Raw genomic sequence first — 16,449 nt, forward strand, 5'->3', positions numbered from 1 at the left:
TTTTTGTATTTCGTTTCCGTTTGGTGAAAATAGGGGATACTTTAGATTGCCCAGTCTTCGCAATTCCATACATCGGTTACGATGTCTTTATAAAATTCCGGTTCATGACATACTAAAATCATGCTGCCTTCATAGGCTTTTAGGGCACGTTTTAATTCGTCTTTTGCATAAACGTCGAGATGATTGGTCGGTTCATCTAAAACGAGTATATTGGTTGGCTTATTAATAAGCTTACATAATCTTACTTTGGCCTGTTCACCACCGCTTAGGCGATTGATTGGGCTTTCAATATGCTGATGACTCAGTCCGCATTGAGCTAAGTTGCGTCGTACTTCGCTGCGGGTTGCTTCAGGAAATTTTAACCAGACATCATCGAGTACGATACTCGTATTTTCTTCGGCCAATTCCTGTTCGAAATAGCCGATAGACTGGTAATCACCTAAATCAATATTTCCATCGATTGGTTCTAATAAACCGAGCAGACTTTTTAGCAAGGTAGATTTACCCAAGCCATTAGCACCGACTATAGCTATTTTTTGTTCTCTTTGCATTTTTAAATTGAGGGATTTGCTCAGTGGTTTTTGATAACCAATTACTAGATTTTTGGATTGGAAGATCATGCTGTCGGAGCGACGAGCTTTTTTGAACTGAAATTGAGGTTTCATATTTTCGCTTTTTATTTCAATACGATCGATTTTCTCTAATTTCTTTTCTCTGGATTTTGCCTGTTTGGCGGTAGAGGCACGGGCTTTGTTTTTCCGAACGAAATTTTCAAGCTTGGAAATTTCGTTTTGCTGTTCTTTGTATTCGATCAGGCGTTGTTCTTTTTGAATTTCATATAGTTTAAGGAAATGCACATAGTTGCCAACGTATCTGGTTAGCTTTTTGTGTTCCAAATGATAGACGACATTGATGACATCATTGACAAATTCACTATCATGGGAAATTAAGAGAAAAGCATTTTCATAGTGGATCAAATAACTTTTAAGCCATTCGATATGTTCTTCATCCAAATGATTAGTTGGTTCATCCAGTAGTAAAACATCTGGTTTTTCTAAAAGTAATTTTGCCAGTAAGACTTTGGTTCTTTGTCCACCGCTTAAATTTGATGCATCGACATCTAAAAATTCGCGGATGCCAAGACCGGCTGCCGTAGCTTGAATTTTTGAATCAATACCGTAAAAATCATTTTCATCTAAGATATCCTGCATGCCGGCAATTTTTTGCAAGGTCTTAGTACCTTCTTCTTCGCTTAAATTGCCAAAGTCATTATATAAGTCGGCAATTTGCGTTTCAAGATCAAATAAATAGGAAAAGGCACCTTTTAGTACGGTTTCAACGGTATTACCGTTTTTCAAGTCGACATGCTGATCCATATAGCCAACGCTGATTTTATTGCTCCATTCAATGTTTCCTGCATCTGGCAGTAATTGGTTGGTGATGATCTTCATAAAGGTCGATTTACCTTCGCCGTTGGCACCGACTAAGGCGATGTGTTCGCCTTTCAATAGTCGAAAGGATACATCACTGAAGATGGTTCTTTCACCAAAGGCATGGCTCATATTTTCAACTGTTAAAATACTCATTGTGCTATTACTTCCTTCTCGTTCTCGTAAATCTGTTTATTTTATACAAACGTGCAAGCGACGTCTCTTTTTTACGAAAATAGTCAATATCTTCTACTATAACACAAATTTGAGAATTATATTGGTTTAATCTATATTCGGGGTTGCTTTTCTTTTATATTTCTTTACAGAACACTTGTTTTGTGATATGTTTAAGAGAAATGAAGTGAATGTCTGGAGCGATGGCAATGGCAGATAAATCAATCGATAAAACTGGTAATAAAGAAGCCTCTTTGGCTTCTGCCTTAAAGCAGATCCGTAAAGATTTTGGTGAAGGTTCCATCATGAAACTTGGTGATGCGGCAGCAAAAATGAATATAGAAGTAATACCGACTGGCGTATTACCACTTGATGTCGCACTCGGTGTGGGCGGGATTCCGCGTGGTCGATGTATTGAAGTTTTTGGACCGGAGTCTTCGGGAAAAACGACAGTGGCTCTGCATATTATAGCAGCAGCTCAAAAGTTAGGCGGCGTGGCAGCATTTATTGATGCAGAACATGCACTAGATCCCAGTTATGCACGTAATTTAGGGGTAGATATAGATAACCTTCTGATCTCGCAGCCTGATTATGGAGAACAAGCCCTGGATATTGTAGATGCACTTGTATGCAGTGCTGCGGTTGATATTATTGTAATTGATTCAGTAGCCGCTCTTGTACCGAAAGCCGAGCTTGAGGGCGAAATGGGCGACTCTCACGTGGGTTTGCATGCAAGATTGATGTCACAGGCCTTGCGAAAACTGACTGGTATTGTCAGTAAATCGCAGACTACGGTTATTTTTATCAATCAGATCCGTGAAAAAGTGGGAGTTATGTTTGGTAGTCCAGAAGTTACGACGGGCGGACGGGCTTTAAAATTTTATTCTTCGATTCGGTTGGATGTGCGAAAAAAAGAACCGATAAAACAGGATAATGTGATCGTTGGCACTAGAACACGGGTGAAAGTTGTGAAAAATAAAGTCGCGCCACCTTTTAAAGAAGCGGAATTTGATATTATGTATGGGCATGGTATTTCGCGTGAAGGTATTATTGTTGATCTTGGGACAGAGATGGAAGTCATCAACAAAAGTGGCAGTTGGTATTCCTATCAGGACAAAAGAGTTGGTCAGGGCAGGGAAAATGTAAAGAAAACGATGATGGAAGATCCACAGTTGGCCGATGAGATTGAAAGTAAAATTCGAGCCATCTTACTTGCTGATAAAACGGCGGAAGCGGATAAAAAAGCAGTGCCGGCACCTGACGTTGAAGTCACAGATAAAGAATTAACAGAATGAGAGAATGATAATTTCATAGATTTATTTTTTGAGAGGCAGCTGGTTTTGCATAGCTGTCTTTTTTGCTATAATGGGGAGTAGTTGTTTAGCGGGAAAAGAGGTTTTTAGATGGAGGAAAAAAATGCAGGGAAATTATTTGTATACGCCGCACTTTTTTTGGCAATTGCATTGATCATTCAAAATATTCGTGTGGTATTGCCCCTGCCGGGTCCAATTACAATGTTTTTGATTGGTAGTTTACTCAATATGACACTTATTCTGGCTATCTGTTATACAGGGGTGATGCCAACTAGTATCATTGCTATTTTATTGCCGCTTGTGGCATTTATGCAGGGGCAGCTGGCGATTGTTTTTATGATTCCAATTGTGGCGGTTGGCAATATCGTTTATGTTCTTTATTGCCGGAAATTTTGGCAGGAAAAATTTGTCTGGCTGGCTCCTTTTATAAAAATGGCTATTTTGTATGTAGGTTCTTTGTGGGTTATCCACATGCTGCACCTGCCAGAAAAGACTGCTGCTATTTTATCCTTCATGATGAGCTGGCCGCAAATTGTTACCGGTTTACTGGGAATCATTTTAGCCAGAATCATGCTGGAAAAATTACCAAAGAAAATATAAAGAAATCCCCTGAAATATGTTTTTCAGCAAAACATATTTCAGGGGATTTCTTTGTGATTCTTCATTTTAAAATTCTTTGATATAAGGTGCCAGCGGCACAGATTCCTGATTCGCAAAGGCATCAATAATGAATTGTTGAAACTTTCTTGCTGCCGGAGAAAGATACTTATTTGTATTCCAGGCAATTCCTAAAGGCCGCGTGCAAAGCGGTGCTGATACAGGAATAAAGACGATTTCCAGATATTCGAGGCCGGGTATATGAGGGATAAGGGCAACGCCAAGATTAGCGGCAACCAGGCTGGCAACAGTCATGATTTCATCGCCTTCAAATGTAATTTTTGGACGAATCGATGCTGTTTCAAAGAATTGATCACCAAGCAAACGGAGTCCATACATCGGTTTGAAGGTGATAAATGGTTCATGGACGATTTCTTCAAGACGAATACTTTTTCGTTTAGCCAGGGGATGCTTCGAGGGGACAATAACAAAAAGTTCTTCGGAACAAAGTGAAACCCAGCCTAGAGTTTCCGTTGTCATTAATGTTGAGCAAAGACAAAGATCGGTATCACCATCGATTAACTCTTTGGTCAGTAAAGCTGAGTTGTTTTGATTTAAATTAAACTGAATTTTAGGGTATTTCTTTTTAAAATTACTTAAAAGGACAGGGACTAAATAACTGCCTAAGGAATGTAAAAAAGATAAACTTACTACACCTTGATCAGGTTCGGACAAATTAACCAGAGCCTGCTTGCCGTTGGCAATTTCTTGCAAAGCTCGTTCAACGTGAATTAAAAAAGTCTGGCCATATTGTGTTAATTTGATTTTTTTACCGACACGATTAAAAAGCGGAACACCAAGTTCCTTTTCCAATTTTGCAATTGAACGGCTGAGTGCAGGCTGTGATACGGATATACTTTCAGCTGCCTGCGTGAAGTGATTGATACGTGCCAATACTTTGAAGTACTCTAATTGATTTAATTCCACAGGAATCCTCCCAAATTGTATTTAATAGTTACTACCGTTTGACTTTATGATGCATAAAAAGTATTGTTTGAATTTTATTATAATAGAAAAATTCAATAAATTCCATGACTATTTTTTATTATTTATATAGATATTTATTATTGAAAACTTATATTTACGCGAATTATAGCTTAAAGTAAATATAATAATAACTATTAGTAATTGATTGGCTTTAATATATGTTTTATATTTATGTTATTTAATTATAATAATTATGTTTATTGTGCATGATTTAAATTAACGTAACCGATAAACATAGATCATTGCAAGAGCTATCGGTATAAATATTTAATATAATGCACGGAGGTTATCATTTATATCTAAACGGTGTATTGGACACATAGATAGGGGGCGCGTAGTATAAAGATAAAGAAAGAGTTGCTATATAAGAGGATGATCATAGTGAATGAATATATACAAAAAGGTACAGTAAAATATTGGCGGGCAATTGCGAGTCTGTTTTTAGGGAGCTTTGTTGCTTTTGGCGTCGAGTGTTTTGTGCAGCCGATTATTCCGGTTTTGGCAGAAAACTTTAAGTTGACGCCGATGACGGCAGGTCTTGCAATGTCTTTCGCCACAATGGGAATGGCAGTGTCGATGCTGCTGATTGCCGGTTTTGCCAAAAAATTAAATCGTAAATATACAATGACGGTTGCTTTACTGATATCATCGTTATTGGCAATTGGTGTTTCAGTCAGTCCGGATTTTCAGCTTATTTTGGAAATTAGGGCATTACAGGGTTTTTTATTGGCGGGGTATCCGGCTTTAGCTTTGGTCTATATCAATGAAGAATTCGAACCAGCTGTGATTGGTCGGGTTGTAGGTTTTTATGTCGCGGGGATTACAATCGGTGGCTTGGTGGGGCGTTTGGTAATTAGTGTGCTCACCGATTATGTTTCTTGGCGAGTTGGGATTGGCAGTGTGGGGCTAATTTATGTGCTGATTAGTGTGCTGTTTTATTTTGCTTTGCCGGCAGCTAAAAACAAACCAGCGGCTGGAAGACAGTCTGTTCCTATTTGGGAAAATATAAAAGAAACTTTTACCAACACCAAGCTTTGGGGGATTTATGGTATAGCATTTTTGATCTTTGGTGCCTTTACTTGTATTTATAATTATATTACGTATATTTTTATGGCAGCTCCTTACAATTTAAGTCAAACATTAATTGGATTTATTTTTCTGATGTATGTTTTTGGCACAATTGGTTCTGCGGTTTTGGGGCGTATGTCAGATCAATATGGCAATGGGCGCATATTATGCTTTGGTCTTATGATTATGATCGTTGGGGTGACTTTGACGCTGGCAACAAGCCTTATTATTAAAATTTTTGGCTTGGCAATTTTAACTTTTGGCTTTTTTGGCAGTCACTCTGCCGCTTGCAGTTGGGCAGGAAAAATAGCATCTTTTAAGATAAAAGCCTCTGCCTTGTCTTTGTATATGTTTTTCTATTACGTAGGCGGTAGTGCGATCGGGGCTGTAGGCGGTGTTTTTTTGAAAAATTATGGTTGGACGGGCATTATTTTGATGGTCATCCTTCTTTTGATAGGGGCACTGGCACTGTGTTTCCAATTGACGTTCAGTCAATTGCTAATTTATGAACAAAATGACATGCGCAATTTGAAAAAAGCAGTACAAAATTAAATTGTTATTGCTCATAATATAAAGTTTAAAATCTTCGTACTTAAACGACATTATAACAATTTGAAAACTAATATTCATTAATTCAATTATAGCAATAAGGAAAAAGTCCTATTATTTTTACAAAAACTATTAAGTTTTTACAAATAATGCCGATAATATTAGTAACAAGGATGTTAATTCAAGTAGTTTAAGGGGGAGACGTCATGTTACCAAAAGTATCGGAAATTATTAGGGTTCAAAAAATTCATCAATACGATCTGAAAAATAAGTATGATCAACAAAGTCAATCTTTTGACAACCCGAAGAAAAAGAAACAATCAGCTTTCCGAAACATATTGAAACATACAATGGAAAAGTCAGTAGAAGAACAACCCTCGGCAGCATATACATTGGAGTTGGGCAGGATGCCTCGAGTTTGACGCTTTTTTAGTGGTAGTGTATAATGCACTCATACAAGTAGTGGAGTGTGGAATGACAAGATGAATCAAGATGAAACATATATGAGACTTGCTTTGGCAGAAGCACAGAAAGCATTCGATTTGGGCGAAGTACCAATAGGCGCGATTTTGGTGGATAGAAATGGCGGTATAATTTTTTCTGGGCATAATATGCGTGAATCTTGGCATGATGCAACGGCACATGCAGAAATGATTGTGATTCAAGAAGCTTGCAAGCAGCTGAAACGTTGGCGTTTAACGGGAACGACATTATATGTCACGATAGAACCTTGTCCAATGTGTGCAGGTGCACTTGTTATGAGCCGAATTGATCGTATTGTTTATGGTGGTTTGGACTATAAAGCTGGCGCAGCAGAATCGGTATTTAATATTGTCGATAATGCTGCATTGAATCATCAATTGCAGGTTACAGCAGGCGTTTTAAGTGATGAATGTTCTGCAATAATGAAAACATTTTTTCGCCAGCGTAGGGAAATGAATAAACAAGAAAAAAAAGCAAGATGAATTGTTCTGTAATATTTTACGTAACAATTCATCTTGTATTTTTTGTTAAAAAGGGCTTTTTTTTGAAAAAACTAGCTTTATGTATTTTATTTTTTAGCATTCTATGATATAATATTTTATGTTCTCTATAGAACACTTACGGAGAGGTGTCCGAGTGGTCGAAGGTGATTGACTCGAAATCAATCCAGCAGAAATTGTGTTTTTTAGAGAAAGTGCCGCGAAGCCTTGATGTTGCTGACTTTTTGACTACATAAAATTATGCTTTTTAGTAATTATTTTACAGTTAGGGTGCAACTGGGGTGCAGTAGCGGTAATGCGTCATAAGAGAATGTAATTTTTATTCATTCTGTTTTTTATTATGTATGCAGAAAAATTTCATAAAGTTTCATGTTATAATGAAACAGTTTTTTATCAGTGGTTTTTATTTATTGCCATTTATGGTATACTATTACCGTTGATTAAGAACATGGTTATGGAGAGGTGTCCGAGTGGTCGAAGGTCTCTGACTCGAAATCAGACGTACCGCAAGGTACCGTGGGTTCGAATCCCACCCTCTCTGCCAGTAGTATTTTATAAGGCTTTACGCGGCTTGAGTGTGAAGCCTTTTTTGTTGTTCCAATGTATAATTGTTTTTACTCATCACTTTACATATATAGTTAGATAATGACCTCCTTATTTCATGTTTGGGGTCAGTATTAAGTTTGTTGTGAAAAAATTTTTATCTAATACCAATACTATTGTGAGAAAGGAAGTTTTTTATGATAACACCAGAAGAACGTGCTGCTATAAAAAAAGGATTTGAAAATATCTACGCTGGTGCAACACAATTATTAGCTGTATGCAATTTATTTGAGGATAAACAACATATTATTAAGAAAATTGTTTCTGATCGTTTTTCTACAGAAATTCAAACTTTTGAAGTAAACCTTAATAAATTTATTGATTCAAAGAATAAAATTGTTTTGATAGAAAATGATTATGTATCTATTCCTCCAATAGAAAGTGAGATAACAGAACACTTTAAAACCTTCTTGTTTTCTGAGGTAGTATTGTTTAACCCAGCACAGCAGCATTTATTTCAACCAAATATTGTGGAGCAAATAATTCGATTCATTAATAGACAAAATGATACTGCTACAAATATTGTAGCGGATGACAATAATACAATTACTTACATTAAAGACATTCCAGCTCAATATTTATACTATATCGATCTTTTTAGGGATAAGTTTACAAAAATCCATATTTTCAATCAATTAAAAAACATCAAGGGAAATATTGTAATGATTGGAGCCAATGGTTCAGGGAAAAGTACATTTGCACGACAATTAAACGGAAAAATAGCCAATAATATTGTGATATTATCTGCGCAACATTTACTATTTTATTCACAAAATTCGAACATATCTGCAACTGGAACTGAAATACAAGAAGTTAGAAATTTTCAACTCGATTCTAAATCAAGTAATGATGCGAGTTTTTCAAACTTATTACTTTCTGATATGAACAAGTTAGTAAATGCATTAATATCTGAACATATAGATTGTACCGTTCAGTATTACGATGACAATCAAAAAGAAACATCCTACTTATCAAGAACCATAAATTTATGGAAATTAATAATAGAGCATAGAGCGTTAAAAACTAGTCGTACAGGTATTTTTGTACAGGGAGAGAATATTGATTCTTATCTCTTTAATCAACTAAGTGATGGTGAAAAAACTGTTTTTTATTATATTGGTCATATTTTATTAGCTAGAGAAAATTCATACATTATTGTCGATGAACCAGAAAATCACCTCCACTTAGCAATTTGTAATAAACTTTGGGATTGTCTTGAACAAGAACGTACAGATTGTAAATTTGTTTACCTCACTCATAATTTGGATTTTGCAACTACAAGAACAGATAGTACAATATTATGGAATAAGAGTTTTGTTCCTCCAGCGCAATGGGATTTTGAAATTTTACCCTCAATGGATACGCTTCCGGAAGTCTTAGTAATGGAGTTAGTAGGGAGTAGGAAAAATATTTGCTTCTGCGAGGGTGATACGAAAAGTAGTTTAGATTATAGGCTTTATTCAATTCTTTTTCCAGAATACACAATAATACCCGTTTCCGGGCATCGAAATGTAATTGATTATACTGATGCATACAATAAAAACCGGTCGTTTGTTACTAAGGCTATTGGTATTATCGATGGTGATTGCCATTTGCCAGAGCAAATTGAGAAGTGGGAAAAAAAGAAAATTTTTGTACTCAAAATTAATGAAATTGAAAATTTGCTATGTGATCCAATCATACTAACCGCAGCCGCAAATAGATTTTGTACAGATAAGAAAGAAGTAGATAAATTTTATAGTGGTTTTTGGAAATTATATGAATCAGAAAAAGAAAAACAAGCTGTATGGTTTGTAAATAATTGTATAAATGCTAAATTTAAAGATAACTATTTAGTTGAAAAAAATAGTATAGAGTCTCTTAAAACGGAACTATCAAGAATAACATCACCTTCGACCGCAGAAAGCATATATACAGAACGGTTAGCACTTATCGAATCGATCATTGAAAAACAATCATATGAGGAAGCATTGCACATAGTCAATTTTAAAACGCGTCTTACTAGAGAATTGGCAAAAAATATTGTTGATAAATATGAAAATCGAGTTTTAGATTTAATCAAAAAAAATAATACCTTAAAGGACGCTATCATAAAAAAATATTTTTTAGGTCTTAAAGACTTAGAATAAAAAATGATACAAAGGGGCTGTCGCATGAAGTGATTTTTCACTTCTGCGACGGCTCCTTTTTTCGGAACAAAACAGTTTTAAATCATTTTTAATATTGAAGGATAAAAAAAGGCGTACGAAAAAACTATTAGCATGTGGGCTTTTTCGTGCGACAGCCACTTTTTCTATTCCATTTTTTTGATATAATATATCTAAAGGATGGAGGGTAATTTATGGATAATGTTAATAAAAAAATACCTTTGCCAGGGTGGAAGTTAGGATGTATTATAAAATTTAACGGTGGAAAAGAAAAAGATATTTCAGCTAAAATAATTGGTTTTTATTTAATATTGACAGCATTGATGTTTGCTCTATATTTTATTGGTGACAAATTATTTAATAATTCAATGATGGCGAATCTAGTCAGTACTATAATAAGTTTGATTATTACAATATTGTTTGCACGCAAAATTAATAAAGGCATCATCAATTATGGCGATAAATTAAAAATATTTTTTGATGAAAATTTTGATGAAAATGAGAACGATTATTATATTAAAGCTTTTAAATTGGAGAAAGATGCAATGCCACTGATGGGGATAATAATATCTTTAATATCTGCATTGATTTTTTTATTTTTAACGAATCTTATAGAGCTTGATAAGTCTTGGGCTATACATGCTCTTGATATAAAAATTTGCATGATAGCCGTTTTTATATCAATTGTACTTACGAGTATATCGCCTAATATAGCTTTTTATGGTTCAATGATTATAGACTTAGAAAATATTAGCAAAAAACAGGCAAAAAGCTTGGATGAACGGAGTAAAGAAATAAGTATGAGAGAAAAAGAGATTGATGAAAAAGAAATTATTGCCATTCGTTATACGAATAAAATGCGATAACGCATTAATTAAATTTGTAAAATTATGGTATTGGTAAATATAAACAGCCGTTGGCACTAGCCGGCGACTTATTTTATTAAATGAGGAGCGTGTGAAATGAGCCCAAGAATCAAATTGAAACTAACATATAAAGAGTGCTGCATTATAAAGCACGCTCTAAGGGATAAGCGAGATAGGCATTGTGCGGAAGAAATGGTATATAAGCAGTTTTCTGTGCTGGTTAATCGGTGCAACGAAATATCGGAGCTCTGGGCAGATAATAGGACAGTTATTAATCATGAGCCTGTACCGCATGGGAGAGGAAATAAAATTTTGAAATAATAAGGGCGTTGGTTGCAATGAACCAGCGTCTTTTTTTATTATAGGTCCGCAACCTCCTACATTTGCGGACTGAAATTACATAGAGGGCATAAAAATAGACCGTCTGGCAAGACGGCCTATTAGAAAATTAAAAATATAAGTTATTACCTAAATCTCGTTCAGCGTTGTTAGGGTTAAAATTAGGTGCCGGCTTAACGCCCGGTTGCGGTTTTTGGGGGTCAGGGAATGTATGATAAGTGTCTCTTAGGTCAGTAATAATTCGCTCTCTTTGGTCATCTTCTGTTACGTGGTTAATATAAGGGAAATAATATTTATAATCATCCCCATCTGCGGCATGAACTGTGAGAGAGACCCAACTCATAGTAATCACCTCCTTTTAAATTTAGTATACGTTAGAAGGTGTCTACTATGGTGTTGTAATAGAAATAAGGTGACTTTTTTTGATTGAAAAGCATAAACCTCGTAATTTGGCATTTATGCGACGGTTCCATTTTGGGTTATATCCCATGTTCCTAAATCGCTGTGGTTCAAATATATTTTTCAAGAGTTCTGACAGTGCTTTCGTCCTCAAAAGATATAATTACTGTTGAAAAGATTAGCAGTGTCATTTTTTGCCTTTTTAAGAGCTTGAGGATCTTCAATTATCTTCACAGATAAATTCTTGGTACGTTTAATTTGATCTATTGGGCAGTTTAGGGTATTACTCAAAACTTCGGGAATATCATAATAGAATTTTTTATTAACGAAAGTATTAACAAATATAAAGTTACCGATATAATGTTGTGCAAACTATGAAAGCCAATAATTTCCAATAAAGCCTTGGTGTATAAAGACATTTGTCCAGTGATGAATCTTCATTATATTTGTGATACAAATTGGGAAAATATAGCCTTTTTCAATATCAAGTGCATTGGCTAACTGATCAGCTGTTATCTTTTTCCAAGCACCATTACTTTCATTAATTCCCCTAACTCCTAAAATTTCTAAGATCCGTAATTCGATAGATTGACGCAACTGAAATATTTCTGTAGCTGTAAGGTTTTGTCTCATATGACCAGATTGGCGATGCTCTTTTGGGAATATATATTGTTCAGGAGTTAATGTATATTTTTCATTTAAAGCCGTATATTCAAACATCTTTTTATTATAAAGGTCATCTATAAAACTGGAAATATAATATATCATATTTATTAGAAATAGTGAATGACCTATAAGAAATTCATTTTTTTATATAGATGGGTCTTTTCTTCTGAAAGAATAGCTTCCTTTCCTCTTTTTATTGATCCTATTATAATTTGAATATTATAACGCAAATAATCGATATATTGCAAATTTTCATTATATGCATTGCCAGCTAAATGATCTTCAGTATATTTTTTTACATAATAAACTATTTATATTTGAAGCAGATATTTCAGACATTGTTATATAAAGAGAAGGTACATATCAGAACTGGAAAATGCGACATACAATTGGATCGGCTGACTTCTAAAAAAGCGAAAATGTAATCTATATAATTATGCATAGATTACATTTTCGCTTTCGCTGATTTTTAGGGTGCAATAAGTGGGTATTCCTATATGAAAATATAACGAAGTGCTAATTTTAAGAGACTCGAAATCAATTGCATCGCAAGGTACCATGGGCTCTCTGCCATTTGAAAAGTTGGGTGGCGTGGGTATGACGGAGCCCGTGGGCAGTGATCAAAATCTTTCCCCCAGACTCTTTTGAACTATCAAACGTTGTAAAAAATATTTACATGGTGGTATCGTATATGGTACTGTTGAGTCAGATAGAAAAGCTTTTGCAGCGAATCAGGAACAACCCTAAATCTGTTCGATTTGAAGAACTGGAAAAGATTTTAAAAAAAGCAGGGTTTAAGTGTAGGCAGCCGAATGGGGGTTCTAGCCATCATTCATATACGAAACCAGGTATCCCGATGATATTGACGATTCCGTATAAAGAGCCGTATGTAAAAGAATTTTATGTGAAGTTGGTTATAAAAGCATTGGAAGAAAAAGATTGATAAAGTGTGCGAGCCTTTGTTAAACTTTGGCTTATTAAATTTATTATAAATATCACGATAGAAAGAAGTGAAAAGCATGAAAAAAAATATAGAGTATTATATGAAATTACCTTATAAAGAAATTATAGAAGCATCTTCTGAGGGGGGCTATGTTGGATATATTCCGGATCTAAAAGGATGTATTACGCAGGCGGAAACAAAAACCGAATTATTAGATATGTTGGAGGATGCAAAGAAGGGGTGGATTGAAACTGCTTTGGAGTCAGGGATAGATATTCTAGAACCAGTTCATGACGATGATTTTAGTGGTAAATTTAATCTAAGATTGCCTAAGAGTTTGCATAGAAATTTAGCTGCGTGCGCAAAAGATGAAGGTGTAAGTTTAAATCAAATGGCTATGTGCCTTATCGCAAGTGGTCTTCATGTTCCGCTAACTAAATAATATAAGCAAAGGTCGTTTCGAAGCAGACGGTCTTTGCTTATGTCACTTTTTAACTATTCAGTAACCACTTAAAATGTCCACTAAAAAAATCATTGGATATATCGGAACTGGAAAAAGTGACATACAATTGGATCGATTGACTCCTGAAAAAGCGAAAAGGTAATCTATAGAATTATGCATAGATTACCTTTTCGCTTTTGCTGATTTTTAGGGTGCAATAAGTGGGTGTTTCTATAGGAAAATATAACGAAGTGTGAATTTTTAAGAAAAATATTGCTTTAAAAACCCAGTGAAATCAATTGTACCGCAAGGTACCGTGGGTTCGAATTCCACCCTCTCTGCCAGTAGTGATTTCCAGGCTTCGCATGGCTTGCGCGGAGCCTTTTTTTATTTTATAAAATTAAGTCAGAAACATACACTTACGAAATAATTTTCTGGTCTAGAGGCAGACTGAGCGGCTAATTTATATAAAGCGGAGGGGTGATTGTTAGGCCGGTTTGATTTCATAAAATAACGATATTATCAGAAAAAAAACATTTTTACAAAAATAATGTTGATTTTAGATTATGGTGAGTGTAAAATGAAAGCTGTCAAAGAAAACGTTTGCTTTTTGAAAGTAGATCAATTCTCGGCTTGGTGTCGAAGTAGTGTGAAGTTTTGTACCAGTCGGCTTAATTTGATAAGGTAAATTTGTTTAATAAAAAGAAAACGTTTACTATGACGAATGAAACAAAGATGCAATAAATAATTTGTTGGTATTGACTAAAAAATAAGATGAGGTGATTTTTTATGAATGAAAAAGTTGTGATAACCGTTAGTAGGCAGTATGGTTGTGGTGGACGTGAGCTAGCAACAAAATTAGCAGAAAAATTAAATATTAAACTATATGATAGACAAATTATTCATATCGCAGCAGCCAAGTTAGGGATTAATGATTTGAGTGAAAGTGATTTGTTAGAGCTGGAGAATCAAGTGCAACCATTATCTTTAAGTTTTATACCATTTCATTCCTTTGGTAGTCATATGGGAAACTCTAGCCGAGGCCTGTTCTTAGCTGAAACGAGTGTAGTTAGAAAACTGGCTCAAGATGGATCATGTGTTATCTTAGGTCGTTGTGCTGATTATGTTTTAGAGAATGATCCCAATCATTTTTCTATTTTTGTTTGTGCAGATGATGCCTATAGAGAAAAAAGAGGGACTGAAACTTATGATGGTAAATCTTTGAAAGAATTAGATGCTGAAAATGAAAAAAGAGCTGGGTATTATCAGTATTATACAGGTAGAAAATGGGGCGTAGGCTCTAATTATGATCTCGTTGTAAATACCAGTAAAATTTCATTAGATAAAATCGTCGATGGGATTATTGAATATATAAATGCGATACAAAGATAAGAGAAACAAGAGGAATTAGGTTAAGAAAAAGTAAGATTATAGCGGGAGGCGTTACAGTGTCAAATTCAAACAGTAAGAGCAAATTTTGGACTCGTATAGCATATGCCAGTGGTACGTTTGGACATGATTTTTTTTATGCCATGATAGGTACATATTTTATGATATTTGTGACTAGTAACTTATTCAATACAAATGACCAAATTTATAACGAATACATGATTGGTATTGTAACTACGATCATTCTTGTATTACGTATTGGAGAACTTTTTATTGATCCGTTTATTGGGAATACGATTGATAAAACGAAAACCAGATGGGGAAAATTTAAGCCTTGGGTTATAATTGGTGCATTTATTGCAGCGATTACTTTGGCTATTTTGTTTACGGATATAGGGGGACTAACATCATCTAACCCAATACTTTATTTAGTGTTGTTTGTAGTCTTGTATTTAATTATGGACATTTTTTATTCGGCAAAAGATGTAGCTATCTGGTCTATGATTCCAGCGCTTTCTTTTGACTCCAGAGAACGGGAAATTACAGCAACATTTGCCAGAATTGGCTCTGTATTTGGTGGACAGCTTGTAACGATTCTCGTTATTCCAATTGTTTTACACTTTTCTTTAAATCCAAATGGTGGAGCCGGCGATGCCAATGGGTGGTTTGCTTTCGCTGTCATTGGTGGTGGTATTGCCACATTAGGTGCTATTATCCTTGGACTTGGCACAAAAGAGGGAACCTCTACACTTCGTGAAAATAAGACGGAAACATCTTTCAAAGACGTGTTTTCTATCTTATTAAAAAATGATCAGCTCTTATGGATTGCCTGTGCCTATCTTATTTTTGGCTTAGGTCAAAATATTGTAAATAATTTTAATTTATATTATTTTATTTATGTGTTAGGTGATTCTACGCAGTTTTCCTTTTTAGGTGTAATCAATGTCATTATTGGTTTATTGGCAGTTGCTTTATTCCCAACGTTAACTCAGAAATTTACCAGACGTAAATTGTTTATTTATTCTATTATAATTATGTTAATTGCATTAATACTTTATGCTTTTGCTGGACAAAGTGTAATCTTAACATTAATTGCAGCTGGTTTATTTTCTTTACCACAACCATTAATCTTTTTAGTAGTACTCATGACCATTACGGATACAGTTGAATATGGTCAATTAAAATTAGGTCATCGCGATGAAGCCCTTGTTTTATGTGTTAGACCATTGATTGATAAATTATCTGGTGCAATCACCAGTGGTGTTATCGGGATAACAGCTATTTGGGTAGGAATGACAGGTAAGGCTACAGCAGCAAGCATTACGCTTAGCAACTTAATGAACTTTCAAATTGTAATGTTCGCTGTTCCTTTTGTTCTCATGCTTATAGCTACCTTTATTTATAAAAGGAAAGTTACTCTGACAGAAACAGAACATGCGAAAATTGTTAAAGACCTTGAACAGAACTGGGATACGATCAATAAATAATCAATAT

15 protein-coding genes and 1 tRNA gene are annotated in these 16,449 nt (G+C 34.9%); 12 read left to right on the forward strand and 4 right to left on the reverse strand.

Annotated features, from left to right (window positions below; translation table 11 throughout):
- Nucleotides 1-41: 41 nt before the first annotated feature.
- Nucleotides 42-1,586, reverse strand: a complete 1,545-nt coding sequence (locus BMY14_RS08765) for an ABC-F family ATP-binding cassette domain-containing protein (protein ID WP_091830937.1) — start codon at nucleotides 1,584-1,586, stop codon at nucleotides 42-44.
- Between the two features lie 227 nt (nucleotides 1,587-1,813).
- Between BMY14_RS08765 and recA the strand changes: the two genes are divergently transcribed.
- Nucleotides 1,814-2,899, forward strand: a complete 1,086-nt coding sequence (recA, locus tag BMY14_RS08770; RefSeq protein ID WP_245741335.1) for a recombinase RecA — start codon at nucleotides 1,814-1,816, stop codon at nucleotides 2,897-2,899.
- 108 nt (nucleotides 2,900-3,007) lie between these two features.
- Nucleotides 3,008-3,517 carry a hypothetical protein gene (locus BMY14_RS08775; protein WP_091830941.1) on the forward strand — a complete coding sequence of 170 codons (510 nt, stop codon included), beginning with the start codon at nucleotides 3,008-3,010 and terminating at the stop codon, nucleotides 3,515-3,517.
- A gap of 66 nt (nucleotides 3,518-3,583) precedes the next feature.
- Here BMY14_RS08775 and BMY14_RS08780 read toward each other — a convergent pair whose 3' ends face one another.
- Nucleotides 3,584-4,501 carry a LysR family transcriptional regulator gene (locus BMY14_RS08780; RefSeq protein ID WP_019552859.1) on the reverse strand — a complete coding sequence of 306 codons (918 nt, stop codon included), beginning with the start codon at nucleotides 4,499-4,501 and terminating at the stop codon, nucleotides 3,584-3,586.
- Between the two features lie 432 nt (nucleotides 4,502-4,933).
- Between BMY14_RS08780 and BMY14_RS08785 the strand changes: the two genes are divergently transcribed.
- The 6 genes from BMY14_RS08785 to BMY14_RS08810 all read left to right on the forward strand — a co-directional run bounded on the left by BMY14_RS08785 (nucleotide 4,934) and on the right by BMY14_RS08810 (nucleotide 10,777).
- Nucleotides 4,934-6,181: an MFS transporter gene (locus tag BMY14_RS08785; protein ID WP_245741337.1), complete on the forward strand. Its 1,248-nt coding sequence runs from the start codon at nucleotides 4,934-4,936 to the stop codon at nucleotides 6,179-6,181.
- A 203-nt stretch (nucleotides 6,182-6,384) separates the two neighbouring features.
- On the forward strand, nucleotides 6,385-6,600 hold the full coding sequence (locus tag BMY14_RS08790) for a hypothetical protein (protein WP_019552857.1): 216 nt from the start codon (nucleotides 6,385-6,387) through the stop codon (nucleotides 6,598-6,600).
- A gap of 60 nt (nucleotides 6,601-6,660) precedes the next feature.
- A complete protein-coding gene (gene tadA / locus BMY14_RS08795) occupies nucleotides 6,661-7,143 on the forward strand; it encodes a tRNA adenosine(34) deaminase TadA (protein WP_091830944.1) in 483 nt (160 codons plus the stop codon).
- Nucleotides 7,144-7,617: 474 nt separating this feature from the next.
- Nucleotides 7,618-7,705, forward strand: a tRNA-Ser gene (locus BMY14_RS08800).
- 196 nt (nucleotides 7,706-7,901) lie between these two features.
- Nucleotides 7,902-9,893, forward strand: coding sequence for an AAA family ATPase (locus tag BMY14_RS08805; protein WP_091830946.1), 1,992 nt, complete (start codon nucleotides 7,902-7,904; stop codon nucleotides 9,891-9,893).
- A 212-nt stretch (nucleotides 9,894-10,105) separates the two neighbouring features.
- Complete coding sequence (locus BMY14_RS08810) at nucleotides 10,106-10,777, forward strand: hypothetical protein (protein WP_091830948.1); 672 nt, start codon at nucleotides 10,106-10,108, stop codon at nucleotides 10,775-10,777.
- 448 nt (nucleotides 10,778-11,225) lie between these two features.
- On the opposite strand, the gene BMY14_RS08820 is transcribed toward BMY14_RS08810, so the two are convergent.
- The gene (locus tag BMY14_RS08820) at nucleotides 11,226-11,459 is read right to left on the reverse strand and encodes a hypothetical protein (protein ID WP_091830952.1); all 234 of its coding nucleotides are present in this window, start codon (nucleotides 11,457-11,459) and stop codon (nucleotides 11,226-11,228) included.
- Between the two features lie 428 nt (nucleotides 11,460-11,887).
- Complete coding sequence (locus BMY14_RS08825; RefSeq protein ID WP_177177529.1) at nucleotides 11,888-12,283, reverse strand: hypothetical protein; 396 nt, start codon at nucleotides 12,281-12,283, stop codon at nucleotides 11,888-11,890.
- Between the two features lie 589 nt (nucleotides 12,284-12,872).
- On the opposite strand from BMY14_RS08825, the gene BMY14_RS08830 reads away from it, so the two are divergent.
- The 4 genes from BMY14_RS08830 to BMY14_RS08845 all read left to right on the forward strand — a co-directional run bounded on the left by BMY14_RS08830 (nucleotide 12,873) and on the right by BMY14_RS08845 (nucleotide 16,442).
- Nucleotides 12,873-13,124 (forward strand): type II toxin-antitoxin system HicA family toxin, encoded by a 252-nt coding sequence (locus BMY14_RS08830; RefSeq protein WP_342741763.1) that lies wholly within the window; start codon nucleotides 12,873-12,875, stop codon nucleotides 13,122-13,124.
- 76 nt (nucleotides 13,125-13,200) lie between these two features.
- On the forward strand, nucleotides 13,201-13,566 hold the full coding sequence (locus tag BMY14_RS08835) for a type II toxin-antitoxin system HicB family antitoxin (RefSeq protein WP_091830956.1): 366 nt from the start codon (nucleotides 13,201-13,203) through the stop codon (nucleotides 13,564-13,566).
- A 789-nt stretch (nucleotides 13,567-14,355) separates the two neighbouring features.
- Nucleotides 14,356-14,958 (forward strand): cytidylate kinase-like family protein, encoded by a 603-nt coding sequence (locus BMY14_RS08840; protein ID WP_091830958.1) that lies wholly within the window; start codon nucleotides 14,356-14,358, stop codon nucleotides 14,956-14,958.
- Between the two features lie 56 nt (nucleotides 14,959-15,014).
- Complete coding sequence (locus BMY14_RS08845) at nucleotides 15,015-16,442, forward strand: glycoside-pentoside-hexuronide (GPH):cation symporter (RefSeq protein WP_091830960.1); 1,428 nt, start codon at nucleotides 15,015-15,017, stop codon at nucleotides 16,440-16,442.
- Nucleotides 16,443-16,449: the final 7 nt, after the last annotated feature.

It is taken from the genome of Propionispira arboris (genome assembly GCF_900109225.1).
Classification (GTDB): Bacteria; Bacillota; Negativicutes; order Selenomonadales; family Selenomonadaceae; genus Propionispira; species Propionispira arboris.

Coding starts and splice junctions, on each gene's coding strand:
- BMY14_RS08765 (WP_091830937.1), bottom strand. CDS start 1,586: ATGAGTATTTTAACAGTTGAAAATATGAGCCATGCCTTTGGTGAAAGA.
- recA (WP_245741335.1), top strand. CDS start 1,814: ATGGCAGATAAATCAATCGATAAAACTGGTAATAAAGAAGCCTCTTTG.
- BMY14_RS08775 (WP_091830941.1), top strand. CDS start 3,008: ATGGAGGAAAAAAATGCAGGGAAATTATTTGTATACGCCGCACTTTTT.
- BMY14_RS08785 (WP_245741337.1), top strand. CDS start 4,934: ATGATCATAGTGAATGAATATATACAAAAAGGTACAGTAAAATATTGG.
- BMY14_RS08790 (WP_019552857.1), top strand. CDS start 6,385: ATGTTACCAAAAGTATCGGAAATTATTAGGGTTCAAAAAATTCATCAA.
- tadA (WP_091830944.1), top strand. CDS start 6,661: ATGAATCAAGATGAAACATATATGAGACTTGCTTTGGCAGAAGCACAG.
- BMY14_RS08805 (WP_091830946.1), top strand. CDS start 7,902: ATGATAACACCAGAAGAACGTGCTGCTATAAAAAAAGGATTTGAAAAT.
- BMY14_RS08810 (WP_091830948.1), top strand. CDS start 10,106: ATGGATAATGTTAATAAAAAAATACCTTTGCCAGGGTGGAAGTTAGGA.
- BMY14_RS08820 (WP_091830952.1), bottom strand. CDS start 11,459: ATGAGTTGGGTCTCTCTCACAGTTCATGCCGCAGATGGGGATGATTAT.
- BMY14_RS08825 (WP_177177529.1), bottom strand. CDS start 12,283: ATGATATATTATATTTCCAGTTTTATAGATGACCTTTATAATAAAAAG.
- BMY14_RS08830 (WP_342741763.1), top strand. CDS start 12,873: ATGGTACTGTTGAGTCAGATAGAAAAGCTTTTGCAGCGAATCAGGAAC.
- BMY14_RS08835 (WP_091830956.1), top strand. CDS start 13,201: ATGAAAAAAAATATAGAGTATTATATGAAATTACCTTATAAAGAAATT.
- BMY14_RS08840 (WP_091830958.1), top strand. CDS start 14,356: ATGAATGAAAAAGTTGTGATAACCGTTAGTAGGCAGTATGGTTGTGGT.